The following is a 15,382-nucleotide window of genomic DNA, read 5'->3' as shown; positions in this document are numbered from 1 at the left end:
AGTGCACCCGTCACCCGTGACAGCAGGAGGGGAAGCGCATGTACGTACGACACGTGGCCGCGGCAGCAGCCGCCTTCCTGGGATGGGCCCTCGTCCTGAGCGGCGGGCCCGCCACGACCGCCACCGCCGCTGCATCCGGTGAATCCACCACTGCCGCCGCTGCCACCGGGCGGGATCCGGTACGGCTGGTCGGCGCGCCCGTGCTCTACGCCCACCGGGGGGCTTCCGCCTACGCCCCGGAGAACACCCTCGCGGCCGTGGACCTGGCCGAGGACCTGGGCATCGACTGGGTGGAGAACGACGTCCAGCGCACCAAGGACGGCGAGCTGGTCGTCATCCACGACGACACCCTCGCCCGGACCACGGACGTGGAGACGCGGTATCCGGACCGCAAGCCCTGGCGGGTCGCGGACTTCACGGCTGCCGAGATCGCCGGGCTCGACGCGGGCAGCTGGTTCACACCGCAGTTCGCCGGCGCCCGGGTGCCGACCCTGCGCCAGTACCTCGACCGGGTGCGGTTCAACCAGCAGAAGCTGCTCCTGGAGATCAAGAAACCGGAGCTGTACCCGGGGATCGAGCAGGACACCCTGCGGGTCCTGGAGGAGGCCGGCTGGCTCGGCGAGCAGCAGGTGGAGAACCGTCTGGTGGTGCAGAGCTTCAGCGTGGACTGCGTGCGGACGGTGCACAGCCTGCGGCCCGATCTGATCACGGCCTTCCTGGGCACTCCGGCAGCCGAGGACCTGGCCCTGTACGCCGAGTTCACGGACCGGATCAACCCGTGGCACACCACGATCACCGCCGAGTGGGTGGCGGCGGTGCACGCGCTGCGGGGCGTCCACGGTGAGCCCCTGGAGGTGGACACCTGGATCGTGGACGATCCGGCGGTGGCCCGGAAGGTCCAGGCGATGGGGGTGGACGGGATCATCACCAACGCCCCGGACGTGGTCCGCGAGGCCGTGGGCGGGTTCTGAACCGGGCCGCGGGCGCATGGAGCGGCCCGAGGCGGGCCGGGGCAGGCCTGGGGGGCGGCCTGGGCGGGCCGTGTCGGTGGCCGGCCGTACCGTGGATGCGTGGGCAACGTAGACAGCAGCGAGCGGCCGAACGGGCCGCGCCTCGAGTGGACCGTGGTCGCGAGCGACATCGGTCCGCTCTTCCTGGCCGCGACCGAGCAGGGTCTGGTCCGGGTGGAGTTCCATGCCGATCCGGAGCAGGCGGATCCCGCCGATCCGCTCGTCTCCCGGCTCGGCGCCGACGCCTGGCGCCCGGACCGGGGCCGGGAAGTGCTGCTCGCCGAGCCGATACGCCAGCTGGAGGCCTATTTCGCGGGCAGCCTGCGGCGCTTCGACCTGCCCCTGGACTGGCGGCTCTCGGCCGGGTTCAACCGCCTGGTGCTGCGCGAGCTGGCGAGCTCGGTGCCGTACGGATCGGTGGTGGGGTACGGAGAGCTGGCCGCCCGGGTCGGGCAGCCGGGTGCGGCCCAGGCGGTGGGCGCGGCCATGGGGTCGAACCCGCTGCCGGTGGTGGTGCCCTGCCACCGGGTGGTGGAGAACGACGGCGGGATCGGCGGATTCGGCGGCGGTGTGGAGACCAAGCGGGCCCTGCTGGCCCTGGAGGGCGTGCTGCCCCAGCCGCTGTTCTGAGCCTGGTGTGCGCGGTTGTCTGCGGTTGCCTGCGGTTGTCTGTGGATATCCACAGGCCGTTACACCGTGCAGCCCCGGGTGCGAAACTGCATCGGTGAACACCAGCGCCGCCAAGGCACCGCACACCGCTCCGGCCGTCTCGCCAGAAGACGTCCCGGGGCTCCAGCGCCGTACCCGGGCCGTCCTCATGACCAGCCAGGTCATCGGCGGCCTGGGCGTGCCGATCAGCATCGCCCTGGCGCCGGTGATGGCCACCGAGATCAGCGGCAGCGAGGCGCTGTCCGGACTGGCCTCCAGTGCCTCCGTGGCCGGCACGGCCATACTCTCGCTGCCGCTCGCCGCCCTGATGACCCGGCGCGGGCGGCGCCCCGGCCTGGTCCTCGCCTACCTGATCGGCGCAGTGGGCGCGGGCGTGGTGGTGCTGGCCGCCGTGATCGGGAACTTCCCGCTGCTGCTGCTCGGCATGGCCGCCTTCGGCGCCGCCTCCTCCGCGAACCTGCAGGCCCGGTTCGCCGCCGCCGACCTGGCCTCGCCCGACCACCGGGGCCGGGCGATCTCCACCGTGGTCTGGGCCACCACCCTGGGCGCGGTGCTGGGCCCCAACCTGTCCGCTCCGGCCAGCCGCAGTTTCGCCGGCACCTCCATACCCGAGACGGCGGGCCCCTTCCTGTGGGCCGCCGGCATCTTCCTGATCACCGCCGCGCTGATCGCCGTACTGCTGCGCCCCGACCCGCTGCTGACCGCCCGTGCCCTGGCCGAACCGGCGGAGCAGGCTGCGGAGGCCCGGTCGCTGCGGGCCGGGATGGCCGCCGTGAAGGCGTCGCCGCGGGCCCGGCTGGCGCTGGTCACGGTGACCGTCTCGCACACCACCATGGTGTCGATCATGGTGATGACCCCGCTGGACCTGAGCCACCACGGGGCTTCCCTGGACCTGATCGGCCTGGTGATCAGCGGGCACATCGCGGGCATGTTCGCCTTCTCGCCGCTGATGGGCCTGCTCGCGGACCGGATCGGCCGGCTGTCGGTGATCGGCCTGGCCGCGGGGCTGCTCTGCCTCGCCGCGCTGCTCGCCGGTACCGCCGGACCCAGCCACGGGCAGACCGCGGCGGGCCTGTTCCTGCTCGGCCTGGGCTGGTCGGCCGGGCTGGTCTCCGGGTCGGCGCTGCTCACCGACTCGGTGCCGCAGCCGGCCCGGGCCGCCGTCCAGGGCCTCTCGGACCTCAGCATGAACACCGCCGCCGGGCTCGGCGGTGCCGCGGCCGGCCTGGTGGTGGCCCAGGCCGGCTACGGCTGGCTGAATGCCATCGGTGCGGCGCTGCTGATCCCGCTGGCGGTGCTGGCCCTGTTCACCGTACGGCGGCGGCCCGTCACAGACTGATGTGGTAGGCCTTGCGCAGCGTCTCGTGGACGGTCCAGGTGGTGCGGTCGCCCTCGCGCAGCACGCAGGCCGAGCCGGGGCCGACCTCCAGGGTGGGGCCGCCCTCCACCTCGATGGTGGCGCGGCCGGAGACGACCACGAACAGCTCACTGGCCTCGGTGTCGGTGACCACCCCAGGGGTGATCTGCCAGATGCCGCGCAGCTGCTTGCCGTCCGCGGACTCCCAGAGCACCTTGCCGGTCACCACGGGCGAGCCGGAGAGGATCTGCCCGGGGTCGAGGTCCTCCACCTCCAGTTCGGCGTCCGGGACGTCGGCGACGGTGACGGTGAAGGAGGCGGGGCCGGGGGCGGCGGTGTGATCACTGGTGCTCATGGCGGGTCACCCTAGCCCGGCAGGACCGGCGGCCAGGGGCACCACATCGTCCACGATCGCGGTTCCGGGCGCGTCACCTTGTCGACCTTAGGTTGCCCTTCTCGGACAGCCGGCGGGGGAGGGTGTTTGGGGGCCGGGCTGCCGTGCCATGGATGGGGACATGCCACAACAGCACTCAGCGGTCCCCGTCGTGTCGGAAGAGGTACGGGAGGCGCTCGACCGGCGGCAGCCGGTGGTCGCGCTCGAATCGACGATCATCGCGCACGGTCTGCCGCGCCCCCGCAATCTGGCGGTGGGCGCCGAACTGGAGGCGCTGGTCCGGGCGGAGGGGGCGGTGCCGGCCACGGTCGCGGTGCTCGACGGGGTGCCCCGGGTCGGCCTCGACAAGGCGCAGCTGGAGCGGATCGCGGGCGCGGACGGGGCCGGGGGTGGGGGCGGGGAGGGCGTGCGGAAGCTCGGCCACCGGGATCTGGCGCCGGCCATCGCCTCGGGGGCCACGGGCGCGACCACGGTGTCCGCTACGGCCTTCCTGGCCGCGCGGGCCGGGCTGCGGGTGTTCGCGACCGGCGGGCTGGGCGGCGTACACCGGGAATGGGCGCACAGCCAGGACGAGTCGGCGGATCTGGCGCTGCTGGCCCGGACCCGGATCACGGTGGTGTGCGCGGGGGTGAAGTCGATCCTGGACGTGCCGGCCACGCTGCAGCGGCTGGAGACGCTGGGGGTGACGGTACTGGGCTACCGGACCGACCGCTTCCCCGGGTTCTACCTGGCCGATTCCGGGCTGCCGGTGGACTGGACGGCGCGGGACCCGGAGGAGGTGGCGGCGGTGATGGCCGCTCAGGACCTGCTGGCCGGACCGGAGTCGGCGGTTCTGGTGGCCAACCCGGTGGCCGAGGCGGAACAACTGGATCCGGCGCTGCACGACCGGGTGCTGGCGGAGGCGCTGGCCGAGTGCCGGGAGCGGGGCGTCACCGGGCAGGCGGTGACCCCCTTCCTCCTGGGATTCCTGGTACGGGCGACCGGCGGGGCCTCGCTGGAGGCGAACCTGGCGGCGGTGCGCGGCAATGTGCGGCTGGGCGCGCGGATCGCGGCGGCCTGGGCGGGCCGGTGAGCGGAGCCCTGCTGGTGGTCGGGGACGTGGTGACGGATGTGGTCGCGATGCATGCGGAACCCCTCGCCCCGGCCACCGACACCGCGGCCCGCATCCGTACGATGCCGGGCGGTGCGGGGGCCAATGCGGCCTGCTGGGCCGCCCGTACGGGGGCGGCGGAGGTCCGGCTGCTGGCCCGGGTGGGCAGGGAGTCGGCGGCCTGGCACGAGCGCGCGCTGGCGGCGGCGGGGGTGCGGGCGCAGCTGGTGGTCGACCCGGTGGCGCCGACCGGGACGGTGGTGGCGCTGGTCGGCAGGGATGCGGAGCGCACCTTCCTGACGGACAGCGGGGCCGCACTGCGGCTGTGTCCGGCCGACTGGACTCCCTCGCTGCTGGACGGGGTGGCCCATCTGCATCTGTCGGGCTATCTGTACTTCGCCGACGGCAGCCGCGAGCTGGCCGGGGTGGCGCTGCGGGCGGCGCGGGCGCGCGGGGTGCCGGTGAGTGTGGATCCGGCTTCGGCCGGGTTTCTCCACTCTCTGGGAGTGAAACGTTTCCTCAGTGCGGTGGACGGGGTTGCGGTCCTGCTGCCCAACGAGGACGAGGCCCGGCTGCTGGCCGGCACCGCGGACGCCGCGGAGGCAGCCGCGGCCCTCAGCCTGCGCTTTCCGCTGGTGGTGGTCACCCGGGGCGTGGCCGGTGCGCTGGTCGCGGAGGCGGGCACGGTGACCGCGGACGTCCCGGCGGAGCCCGCCCGGGCGGTGGACACCACCGGCGCGGGAGACGCCTTCACCGGCGGCTTCCTGGCGGCCCGGCTGGCCGGCGCACCGCCCGCCGAGGCGGCCCGGGCCGGCTGCCGGGCCGCGGCGCGGGCGGTCACCCGGCCGGGCGGGCGTCCGTAGCCCCCGGTCCCGTACGCAGCCCCCGGTTCATGCCGGTCAGCCCGGGTCAGGCCGGGCGGGTGCCGGGGAGGCCGGTCCAGGCGGGCCGGCGGGGGTCGTCGGCGCGGATCAGGGTGTCGGCGGCCTCGGCGGGGCCGGTCTCGGCCTCGTAGCGGGCGAAGGCGGGCAGGGTCCAGCGCTCGGACTCCTCGGTGCGGCGGGCGAGCGCGCCCGGGGAGAGCGCGATGTGCGCGGTGAAGTCGAACGGGAACCAGTGGCCCAGCAGCAGCGGGCCGTGCAGGATCAGCACGCCGCCCGGCGGGAGTTCCGCGTACGGGCTGCGGGTGGCCCGGTCGGTGACCGGATCCCACAGATCGGGCAGCACTCGTCCGGTGCCGCCGGGCTCCAGCGGGCCGAAGACCTCCCGCCAGAGCGCGGCCGTGTCGTACCAGCCGCCGAGGTAGGAGTCGACGTCCTGCCGGCCGTGCTCGAAGCGGAGCGAGGCGGGTCGCAGGAACCCCTCGGCGGCCACGGTCAGCACCGAACGGCCGCGCAGCCGCAGTGCGTCCGCGAGCAGCCCGGCCAGCCGGCCGGTCCCGGCGGCCGGGGCGCCGTCGACGGCCACTCTCAACCGGTCGCCGCCGGTGTCCCGTTCGTCCAGGTGGCCCGCGGTCCGCTCGGCCAGCCGCTCCCAGGTGATCGCTTCCAGCTTCTGCACCAGGCCATTGTCAGTGCTGCGCCGTAGCGTTTTTCACGAGGGATCACCGGCGGGACAGAGCCGTCGGGCCCGGCCTTGGGGAGGGGTCTGTCATGGCTCGCGAGACCACGTATCTGGAGCTGTCGCAGGACGGCGGCGGTGCACACAAGTTCTACGAGGTGACGGTGGACGGCACGGCCGTCACCGTGCGGTACGGCCGGATCGGCGCGGACGGCCAGATGCAGAACTCCTCGTTCCCCACGGCCGAGAAGGCCCGGGCCGCCGCCGCGAAGAAGATCGGCGAGAAGGTCCGCAAGGGATACGCGCCGGCCGTGCAGGGACAGCGGGCCCCGCGGTCGGTGACCCGCCGCCAGGTCGCCTCGGCGCCGTCCACGGCGCGTGCGGTGGCCCCGGTGCTGTGGCGCTTCCGCACCGGCGCCGCGGCCTTCGGGATCCATGTGGACGAGGACCGCTGCTGGGTCGGCAACCAGTCCGGGGACGTGTACACGTTGAGCCACGGCGGCGAGGTGCTGGCCCGGTATTCGCTTCCGGACGGGGTGAAGTGCCTGGTGGCGGACGAGTTCTGGATCTACGCGGGCTGCGACGACGGCACGGTGTACGACCTGTCGGCGAAGGTCCCCTTCGGTGCCTATGACATCGCGCCGGACGTGGACATCTTCTGGCTGGACATCCGCGAGGGCGTGCTGCACGTCTCCGACGCGGGCGGCGGCCTGACGGTCATCGACCACGAGGAGGAGTTCCAGTGGTCCCGCAAGTCCGGTGGCAACCACGCCTGGATGGTGCGGGCCGACGACCGGGCGGTCTACCACGGCCACACGTCGGGCGTGACGGCGTACGCGGCGGACGGCGGTGCGGAGTTGTGGCACACCGCGACCAACGGCGGGGTGCTGTTCGGCTGGCAGGAGGAGCACACGGTGTATGCGGGGACGGGCCGCAACGCGGTGCAGCGGCTGTCGAAGGCGACGGGCGCGATCGAGGCCTCGTACCGGTGCGATGCGGCGGTGTACTCGTGTGCGACCTCGCCGGACGGCCGGCATGTGTTCGCCGGTGACTCCAGCTCCTCGGTGTACTGCTTCGATGCCGACGGGCGGCGGCTGTGGAAGCTGGGCACCGGCAGTGGTTCCGCGCTGTCGATGCAGTACCTGGACGAGCGGCTGTACCTGGTGACCACGGACGGCTCGCTGGTGTGCGTGGACGCGAGCGAGGCGGCGATCGCCGCGGCCCAGCAGGGCACGGTGCCGACGGCGGTGGACGTGAAGTCGGCGGCGGCGCTGCCCGTCTACACCCCGGCGGTGTCGGCGGCTGCGGTGGCGACGGTGTCGGCAGCGGCGGCGCCGGCGGGCGGTGTGGTGGTGGAGTGCGTCCAGCAGGGCGGGCGGCTGCGGGTGCAGGTGGTCTCGGGCGGCTTCGAGTCCTCGTGGAACGTGCAGTTCCCGCGCGGGATCCGGGAGGCCGGGGCCCGCTATGTGGTGGACGGTCTGCACCCGGCCTCCGGGGGCTTCTACCGCGTGCGCGGCGAGATACGCCGACTGGTCTGAGCGGAGGCACCGGCCGCCGGTTGCTGTGGTGGACTGACCGTCATGGATACGGACGACGGGGACAGGGACCACCGGAACACGGACCATCGGGACACCGGCGGTCAGGGCGCAGACGTCCGGGATCTCCTGCACCGGATGGAGCGGAACCTCGCGGAGCATGCCGCCCATCTGCACCGTGCGCTGCCCGGGGCAGCCGTCCTCGAACCGGGCGACCTGCTGATCGCGGACAGCGGCCTGCCCGACGACACGTTCAACGTGATCGCCGCGGCCCGTTTCACCGCGCAGACGGCGGACCGGCGGATCGCCGAGACCGGGCGGACGGTGGCCGGAACCGGGCGCCCGTTCTCCTGGTGGGTGGGGCCCGCGTCGGCGCCGACGGACCTCTCGGCCCGGCTGATGGCTGCCGGGGCGGTCGCGACCGAGTCCGAGAGCGCCATGTGGGCGGACCTGTCGGCGGGGGAACCAGAGCCGGGGCAGGGCCAGGGGCAGGAGCACCGGGTGGTCGGGTCGTCCGGCCCGGAGGGGCTGGAGATCCACCCGGTCGTCACGCCCGCGGAGCTCGCGGCGTACGCCGAGGTGCTCGCCGCGAACTGGGAGCCGCCCTCGGCCTCGGTGCGGGAGTTCTACCGGCGCGCCCGGGTCCCGGCGCTGGCACCGGACTGTCCGGCGCACTACCTGGTCGGATATCTGGACGGTGTGGCGATCTGTTCGGCCGAGGTGTTCGACCATGCCGGGGTGGCCGGGATCTACGGCATCTGCACCCTGGCCGCGCATCGTCGCCGCGGCTACGGCGGCGCGATGACCCGGGCCGCCCTGCGGCTGGCGCGCTCACTGGGCCGCCGGTACGCCGTCCTCCAGGCCTCGCCGGACGGCGAACCGGTCTACCGCCGACTGGGATTCCGTACCGCCGGAGGGTTCACGGAGTACGCGCTAGGGGGCCGGGTACCGGGAGGGGCGGTGGGAATTGAACCCACGTCGCCCGGTTTTGGAGACCGGCGCTCTGGACATTGAGCTACACCCCTCCCGGCCCGCTCAGGCTGTCATGCAGCCGGGTGCCACGCCAGTGATTTCTGCGGCCGGGCCGCAGAGCGGCGGGGCCGGGGCCTCGTAGGAGAGCGGGGCGCCCTCCGGGAGGGCGTAGGCGATCTGGAGGACCACCGGTTCGGAGCCGGGGTTGTGGCCGAGGTGGACGCGGTCCCGGCCGGCGGCTTCGACGAACATCGCGCCGGGCGGGCTGACTTCGACCGTGCCGTCGTGCAGGATCCGGGTGAGGGTGCCGGAGAGTACGACGGCGAACACCGGGACCAGGTGGTAGTGCCAGCCGGTGGAATCGCCGGGCCGGAGGGTGATCCGGTCGACCACCACATCCATCGGCCTCGGCCTTCGCCTTGGCCTCGCCCTCGGTCGCCGCATCCTGAGCATCGTCATACCGTAGGACGAATATCGGCCGTATCGGCGGAATCCACGAAACCACGAACATCATCCGGCCCGAGGTGATATAGGCCCCGGAGAGCGGTATCAACTCTCCATGAACCTCGTGGTGTTCGAACCGCTGAAGCAGATCAGCTGCGCGGAGTGCCGGCACGGCCCGCTCCCCCACCTGGTCCGCGAATCCGGTGTGCCGCGCTGCCTCGACTGCGCCGATCTCGGACACCTCGTCTACCTGCCGCGCGGCCACGCCGCGCTCACCCGCCGGGCCCGCGAGGGCAGTTCACTCAGTGCCGTCGTGGTGCGCTTCAACAAGCGCCGCCGCCGGTACGAGCGCCAGGGACTGCTCGTCGAGGAGAATGCCCTGGCCCGCGCCGAGCGCTCCTGTCTGGCCGACGCCGACGCCCGGGCCCGGCACCGGGACCGGGCACGGGCACGCCGGGCCGCCGAAGACCTCCGCTTCACGGCGGCCTTCGCCACCGAGATACGCCGGCTGTTCCCGGGCTGCCCGGCCGACCGCGCGCTGGCCATCGCCACGCACGCATCGGTGCGCGGCAGCGGCCGGGTGGGACGCAGCGCGGCCGGCCGGGCCCTGGACGAGCTCGCCGTCTCGGTGGCGGTGCGGGCGGCTGTCCGGCACGACGACACCGAGTACGACGCGCTCCTGATGGCGGGAGTGCCCCGGTTCCGGGCCCGGGCCCGGCTGGCTCCGCAGATCGACGCGATCCTGGATGCCTGGCGGATCAGGCCTGGTTGAGCCGGAACCGCCGGTACAGCAGCACCCCGCCGAGCACCAGCGCCCCGCCGCCGGGCAGCAGGTAGCCCATTCCGTCGGCGCCGGTCTGCGCCAGTGCGGAACCTTCGGGCTGGACCGGCGCCGGGGCCGGGGCCGGCAGCGTGACGGGCCGGGGGGCCGTCGGCGGCCGGACGGGGGGCTGGGCCGGGGTGACGGGCCGCGTGCCGTTGACCGACTCGTTGCCGTGGGCGGAGTTCCCGATGCCGACCACGTTCACCGAGTTCCCGCTGACATTGACCGGCAGCTGCACCGGCAGCTGGATGCCGTTGCCGGACAGCACCCCGGGTGAATCCTTTCCGCGTCCCTCGGCGACGGCTCCGCCCCGGTTCCCGGCGTGCCCCCCGCCCGGTTTGGACGGATGGCCGGTCGACCGCGGACCGGAATGCGCCGGACCGGAACCCTTGCCCTTCCCCTCCGCGTTCACACAGGTGTTCCCGGCTGCCGGGTTGAGCAGTCCGACCACGTTCACGGTGTTCCCGCAGACGTTCACCGGCACATGGACCGGCAGCTGTACCAGATTCCCGGCGAGCACCCCCGGCGAGCGCTCCGCCCGCCCGCCCGCCTCGGCATCGGCGAACGCGAGGCCGCCCGCTCCGACCGAAGCCGCACCTCCCACGACCACCGCCGCGATCAAGCCATTCCGACGACCCTGACGCATCAGCTTTCCCTGCCTTCCGGAGAAGTTCACGGGCGTACCACCCGCACCGGAAACAACGCGGTAAACCCATACGGGTTATAGAGCCGGTAGGTATTTCACCCCATCGTGTACTGGGTACTGCGTACTTCATGACTGCTGCTCGCCCGCTGCTCCTCCTCGACGTGGACGGCCCGCTGAACCCGTTCCGCTCCCGCCTGCCCGGGCTGCGCGGCTACCGCAGCCACCGGATGCATCCGGACATCTGGCTGTCCCACCAGCGCCCCGGGTCCCGCCGCGCCCGCCGCGGCGTACAGGTGCGGCTCCATCCGTCGCACGGCGCCCGGCTCCGGGCGCTCCCCTTCGAACTGGCCTGGGCCACCGCCTGGACGCACGAGGCCAACACACTGGTCTCGCCGCGCATCGGCCTGCCCAGCGACCTGCCGGTCGTCGAATGGCCGGAGCCCTTCACCCGCGACCCCGACGGACTCTTCTGGAAGACCCGCCCGCTTCTCGCCTGGGCCGCGGGCCGCCCCTTCGCCTGGGTCGACGACCTGATCACCGACCGCGACACCGCCCATGTCTCCACCCATCACCCGGCCCCCGCCCTCCTCCTCCGCATCCACCCCCGCCACGGCCTCCGCGACCGCGACTTCGCCACCCTGGCCGCCTGGGCCGCCCGACTCCCCTCCTGAGGAGCTCAGGCTCGGTCGGGGTGGCCGAGGGCGTGCAGGGGGTCGGCGGAAGGGCGGCCGGTGGGCCACCAGTCGTCGGCGGAGGGGCGGGATTCGTAGGCGTACCAGAGGCCGTCGCGGCCGAGGCGGAGCTGGCGGGTGGCGGAGGTGAGCCGGTTGCGGTGCGGACGGAACGGGCCCTGGCCCGCGGCGAGGAGGGCGGGCCGGGCACGGTCGAAGGGGCCGGCCGGCGGGTCCCAGGGGTCGTCGAGGGCGGCCAGGCCGGCCGGGCCGCCCTGGCGCCAGGCGGCAGCCGCGCGGGCCAGGTCGGTGGTGGTGCGGCCGGTGGCGTGGGCCAGGTCGCGGTACAGGCGGCGGGCGGTGGCGGTCAGCCCGGACGTGGGGTGGGCGGAGGCCAGCCGGACGGCGTCCTGCCAGAGGGTGAGCGCGGCGTACGGGTCCTCGCCGGTGTCGAGCAGGGCGAGGGCCCGGGCTGCCGCGTCCGTGGCCAGCTGGTCCAGCGCGAGCGGGTCGGGGCCGGCCGGATCCGCCGGATAGGCCGGCGGGGTGCCCGGTGCGGCCGGCGGTCCGGATGGAGCGGGCAGCGGCGCCAGGACGCGGGCGAGGGCCGTACGGGCCGGGACGCCGGGGAAGTCCGGGGCCGTATCGGGCCGTTCGCGGGCGGCGTGGGCGGCGTTGCGCCGGGTCAGCTCCTCCAGCAGCTCCCGCTCGCCCCGGCCGCGCAGCAGCAGGAGGACGAACGGGTCCTGGTCGAGGAGCCGGGCCGTGCGGTAGCAGAGGGCGGTCACGTGCTTGCACGGCGGGCGCCCGCCGTCCGGGCAGGAGCAGCGCGGGAGGAGGTCGCCGGGGCCGGGCAGGATGCGGTCCGCGAGAGAGCGCGGGATCTCCCGTTCGACGAGGGCGGCGAGGCATGCCGGGTCCGCCGCGAGGGAGTCCAGGAGGTCCCGCCATTCCTCGTCGCCGAAGGGGGCCAGGGCGAGTTCGGTGCGGTAGGGGCGGGGGCGGCTGCCCCGGACGTACGCCACCAGCAGGCCGGGGGTGATGGTGATCGCGTCGACCTTCCCGGAGGCGGCATACGCGAGGCCCCGCTCCAGGCGCCCGGAATCGCGGGAGAGCTCTTCCAAGGCCGCGGTCCAGGCCCGGCCCCACCAGCTGGTGGGCTCCGTGCCCGGCGGTACGGAGTCGAAGGTGCGGCGGCGGTCGTCCCGGCTCGTGGTCATGCGGGCCTGCGCAGGGAGACGAGGTCGGCGAGCTCCCGGTCGGTGAGCTCGGTCAGGGAGGTTTCACCGGAGCCGAGGACGGCGTCCGCAAGGGCGCGCTTCATCTCGAGCAGCTCGGCGATCCGGTCCTCCACGGTGCCTTCGGCGATGATCCGGTGGACCTGGACGGGCTGGGTCTGGCCGATCCGGTAGGCGCGGTCGGTGGCCTGTTCCTCCACGGCCGGGTTCCACCAGCGGTCGTAGTGGACGACATGAGAGGCCCGGGTGAGGTTCAGACCGGTGCCCGCCGCCTTGAGGGACAGCAGGAACACCGGGACCTCACCGGACTGGAAGCGGTCGACGAGGTCCTCCCGGCGCGGCACCGGGGTACCGCCGTGCAGCAGCTGGGCCGCGATCCCACGGCCCGCCAGATGCTTCTCCAGGATCCGGGCCATGGTGACGTACTGGGTGAAGACCAGTACCGAGGCGCCCTCGGCCAGGATCGTGTCCAGCAGCTCGTCGAGCAGGGCGAGTTTGCCGGAGCGGTGCGCGATCCGCGGGTGCTCCTCTTTCAGGTACTGCGCGGGGTGGTTGCAGATCTGTTTGAGCGAGGCCAGCAACTTCATGATCATCCCGCGGCGTTCGATGCCTTCGCTCGCCTCGATCACCGCCATCGCCTCGTCCACCGCGGCCTGGTAGAGCGAGACCTGCTCCCGGGTGAGGGACACCGGATGGTCGGTCTCCGTCTTCGGGGGCAGCTCCGGTGCGATCCCCGGATCCGACTTCCGGCGCCGGAGGAGGAAGGGCCGGACCAGGGCCGCGAGGCGGGCCACCGCCTCCTCGTTCCCGCCGTCCTCCTGCTGCTGCTGTTCCACCGCCCGCGCGTGCCGGGACCGGAACGCGGTCAGCGGACCGAGCAGCCCGGGTGTGGTCCAGTCGAGCAGCGCCCACAGTTCGGAGAGGTTGTTCTCCACCGGGGTGCCGGTCAGCGCCACCCGGGCGGGGGCAGGGATGGTCCGCAGGGCCTTCGCCGTCGCCGAGTGCGGGTTCTTGACGTGCTGGGCCTCGTCGGCGACGACCATCCCCCAGCTCTGCTCGGCCAGCCGGGCGGCGCCGGCCCGCATCGTGCCGTACGTGGTGAGGACGAAGCCGCCGGTGAGGCCCTCCAGGGTGCGGGTGGACCCGTGGTAGCGGCGGACCGGCACCCCGGGCGCGAACCGCTCGATCTCGCGCTGCCAGTTGCCCAGCAGGGAGGCGGGGCAGACCACCAGGGTGGGTTCGGGGCGGGCCCGGTGCAGGTGCAGGGCGATCAGGGTGACCGTCTTGCCGAGGCCCATGTCATCGGCGAGGCAGCCGCCGAGGCCGAGCGAGGTCATCCGGTCCAGCCAGGCGAGGCCGCGCGCCTGGTACTCGCGGAGGGTGGCCTTCAGGCCGGCCGGCGCGGGCAGGGCCTCCAGGTCCCCGGTCAGCCGGTCGCGGAGCGCGGCGAGCGCGCCGACCGGGACCGCGGGCACCGCCTCGCCGTCCACCTCGGCGGTCCCGCCGAGTACGACGGCCAGCGCGTCCACCGGGTCCAGCAGGCCGAGCTCCCGCTTCCGGGCCTTGCGCACCAGCTCCGGGTCCACCCGCACCCACTGGTCGCGCAGCCGCACCACCGGCCGGTGGGCCTCGGCCAGCGCATCCATCTCGCCGGGGGTCAGCCGGTCCTCGCCGAGGGCCAGCTCCCAGGAGAAGGAGAACAGCCCGGCCGCGTCGAAGAAGGCGGTCCCGTCGGTGGCGGAGCCGGGCGCGGTGGAACGAACCACCGCGGTCGCCGACAGGCTACGGGCGAGCTCGCGCGGCCAGTGCACCAGCACCCCGGCGGCGGCGAGCCGGGTCGCGGCCCGGCCGAGGAGGTCTTCGAGCTCGGGATCGGACAGGGCCAGCGCATCGGGCACCGGCTGTTCGAGCAGCCGCAGCAGCGGGGGCCAGACCCGGGCGGCCCGGCGCAGCGCGAGCACCGCGTCGACCCGGGCGCGCGGGCCGAACCCGGCGGCGGCCGTACCCGCCCACAGCTGCGCGGCATCGGTGACGAGCGTGGGATCGGCGAGGCTGTGCACCTGGACCACGGCGGCGCCGGCCCGCCGGAGGTCCTCCGGCTCCGCCTGGTCGAAGAGCCGGTACGAGGACAGGTCCAGCCGCAGCGACAGGCCGACGCCGGCGTCGGAACCCGCCGCGACCTGTGCGGCCCAGTCCTGCATCCCGGGCACCCGCTGCGGCTCGGCCGCGGCGAACGGCCGGCCTGCCGCGACCGGCGCGGCCGGGGTGCGCGGCAGGGTGTCTGCGACGGCGTCGAGGAACGCCCGCACCAGCGCCTCCGGTTCGGGCAGGTGGAGGGGGCGGCGGCCGGCCAGCGGGGTGGCGTACCCCTCGTGCGGGAGGGCCGCCGCGAGGGCGCGGAGCTGCGCGATGTCCTCGGCGTCGAGCGGCCCGGCCCGCCAGGCGTCGTACCCCTCCGGGGTGAGCCCGGGCAGCAGCCGCCCGCGCGCGACCAGCCCCAGCGCCTGCCGGGCGGCGACTCCCCAGCAGCGGGTGGCGGGGTGGGCGGCCGGGTCCGGCGCGGCCCGGGCGAGTAGGGGCAGCGCGTCGGTGACGGACAGGACCACGGCCGGCACCTCGCGGCTGCGGACGCCGCCGGCCGTGCCGTGCGGCCGGACGACGGTCAGGTGACCGGCCGCTGCCGACCCCTCGGGCAGGGGCTCCCCGGCGGGGGACCAGAAGGCGAAGCGCCCCTCCCGGGGCACGGCGGCGGGCAGGAACACGGCGGCGGCACGGCGCAGGGCCGGGTCCGGAACCGGGACCGGAGCCGGAGCCGGGGCAGGGGCAGGGTGGTGCGGCTCAGGCGGCATGCGCGGCTCCCTTCCTCGGCTCGGTCGCGGTCGGCCCCCGCGGGGCGGGGCCACCGGGTGACATCACTCTCGCCGAGTCTAGGTGCGGCCACTGACAACCCCACTGACCTGCACAGATGCCGGG

General features: G+C 74.4%; 14 protein-coding genes, 1 tRNA gene and 1 pseudogene. 9 read left to right on the top strand and 7 right to left on the bottom strand.

The annotated features are described in order from the left end of the window. Positions 1-38: 38 nt before the first annotated feature. The 3 genes from DEJ50_RS25455 to DEJ50_RS25445 all read left to right on the top strand — a co-directional run bounded on the left by DEJ50_RS25455 (position 39) and on the right by DEJ50_RS25445 (position 3,018). Positions 39-971: a glycerophosphodiester phosphodiesterase gene (locus tag DEJ50_RS25455; protein WP_150210431.1), complete on the top strand. Its 933-nt coding sequence runs from the start codon at positions 39-41 to the stop codon at positions 969-971. 99 nt (positions 972-1,070) lie between these two features. Beyond that, a complete protein-coding gene (locus DEJ50_RS25450; RefSeq protein WP_150210430.1) occupies positions 1,071-1,640 on the top strand; it encodes a methylated-DNA--[protein]-cysteine S-methyltransferase in 570 nt (189 codons plus the stop codon). A gap of 94 nt (positions 1,641-1,734) precedes the next feature. Next, complete coding sequence (locus DEJ50_RS25445; RefSeq protein ID WP_223837907.1) at positions 1,735-3,018, top strand: MFS transporter; 1,284 nt, start codon at positions 1,735-1,737, stop codon at positions 3,016-3,018. Here the strand turns inward: DEJ50_RS25445 and DEJ50_RS25440 are convergent. Beyond that, positions 3,008-3,391 carry a cupin domain-containing protein gene (locus DEJ50_RS25440; RefSeq protein WP_150210429.1) on the bottom strand — a complete coding sequence of 128 codons (384 nt, stop codon included), beginning with the start codon at positions 3,389-3,391 and terminating at the stop codon, positions 3,008-3,010. The two genes, DEJ50_RS25445 and DEJ50_RS25440, sit on opposite strands and share 11 nt — an antisense overlap. A gap of 160 nt (positions 3,392-3,551) precedes the next feature. Here DEJ50_RS25440 and DEJ50_RS25435 point away from each other — a divergent pair, with 160 nt between their 5' ends. Beyond that, complete coding sequence (locus DEJ50_RS25435) at positions 3,552-4,502, top strand: pseudouridine-5'-phosphate glycosidase (protein ID WP_150210428.1); 951 nt, start codon at positions 3,552-3,554, stop codon at positions 4,500-4,502. Then, on the top strand, positions 4,499-5,383 hold the full coding sequence (locus DEJ50_RS25430) for a carbohydrate kinase family protein (RefSeq protein ID WP_150210427.1): 885 nt from the start codon (positions 4,499-4,501) through the stop codon (positions 5,381-5,383). Before DEJ50_RS25435 ends, DEJ50_RS25430 begins: the two co-directional genes overlap by 4 nt. A 46-nt stretch (positions 5,384-5,429) precedes the next feature. Here DEJ50_RS25430 and DEJ50_RS25425 read toward each other — a convergent pair whose 3' ends face one another. Continuing rightward, positions 5,430-6,080, bottom strand: coding sequence for a uridine kinase (locus DEJ50_RS25425; protein ID WP_150210426.1), 651 nt, complete (start codon positions 6,078-6,080; stop codon positions 5,430-5,432). Between the two features lie 92 nt (positions 6,081-6,172). Between DEJ50_RS25425 and DEJ50_RS25420 the strand changes: the two genes are divergently transcribed. Both DEJ50_RS25420 and DEJ50_RS25415 read left to right on the top strand, forming a co-directional pair. Beyond that, complete coding sequence (locus tag DEJ50_RS25420; RefSeq protein WP_150210425.1) at positions 6,173-7,618, top strand: WGR domain-containing protein; 1,446 nt, start codon at positions 6,173-6,175, stop codon at positions 7,616-7,618. A gap of 135 nt (positions 7,619-7,753) precedes the next feature. After that, positions 7,754-8,557: pseudogene (locus DEJ50_RS25415) on the top strand (GNAT family N-acetyltransferase); the annotation flags it as partial. Positions 8,558-8,567: 10 nt separating this feature from the next. On the opposite strand, the gene DEJ50_RS25410 reads toward DEJ50_RS25415, so the two are convergent. Next, positions 8,568-8,640: transfer RNA gene (locus DEJ50_RS25410), tRNA-Trp, on the bottom strand. 10 nt (positions 8,641-8,650) lie between these two features. Continuing rightward, complete coding sequence (locus tag DEJ50_RS25405; RefSeq protein WP_190344686.1) at positions 8,651-8,989, bottom strand: cupin domain-containing protein; 339 nt, start codon at positions 8,987-8,989, stop codon at positions 8,651-8,653. 157 nt (positions 8,990-9,146) lie between these two features. Between DEJ50_RS25405 and DEJ50_RS25400 the strand changes: the two genes are divergently transcribed. Further along, a complete protein-coding gene (locus tag DEJ50_RS25400; RefSeq protein WP_150210423.1) occupies positions 9,147-9,803 on the top strand; it encodes a DUF2293 domain-containing protein in 657 nt (218 codons plus the stop codon). Here DEJ50_RS25400 and DEJ50_RS35440 read toward each other — a convergent pair. Beyond that, a complete protein-coding gene (locus DEJ50_RS35440) occupies positions 9,790-10,500 on the bottom strand; it encodes a chaplin (RefSeq protein ID WP_150210422.1) in 711 nt (236 codons plus the stop codon). The two genes, DEJ50_RS25400 and DEJ50_RS35440, sit on opposite strands and share 14 nt — an antisense overlap. 128 nt (positions 10,501-10,628) lie before the next feature. On the opposite strand from DEJ50_RS35440, the gene DEJ50_RS25390 reads away from it, so the two are divergent. Next, positions 10,629-11,171 (top strand): hypothetical protein, encoded by a 543-nt coding sequence (locus tag DEJ50_RS25390; RefSeq protein WP_150210421.1) that lies wholly within the window; start codon positions 10,629-10,631, stop codon positions 11,169-11,171. Between the two features lie 5 nt (positions 11,172-11,176). On the opposite strand, the gene DEJ50_RS25385 is transcribed toward DEJ50_RS25390, so the two are convergent. After that, the gene (locus tag DEJ50_RS25385; RefSeq protein WP_150210420.1) at positions 11,177-12,391 is read right to left on the bottom strand and encodes an SWIM zinc finger family protein; all 1,215 of its coding nucleotides are present in this window, start codon (positions 12,389-12,391) and stop codon (positions 11,177-11,179) included. Further along, positions 12,388-15,258, bottom strand: a complete 2,871-nt coding sequence (locus tag DEJ50_RS25380) for a DEAD/DEAH box helicase (protein ID WP_150210419.1) — start codon at positions 15,256-15,258, stop codon at positions 12,388-12,390. The genes DEJ50_RS25385 and DEJ50_RS25380 overlap by 4 nt, the downstream gene beginning before the upstream one ends. Positions 15,259-15,382 lie beyond the last annotated feature (124 nt).

This window comes from Streptomyces venezuelae, from assembly GCF_008642295.1.
Classification (GTDB): domain Bacteria; phylum Actinomycetota; class Actinomycetes; order Streptomycetales; family Streptomycetaceae; genus Streptomyces; species Streptomyces venezuelae_C.
The sequence above is the reverse complement of the archived record's forward strand: the minus strand, read 5'-3'. Positions and strand labels throughout refer to the sequence as shown.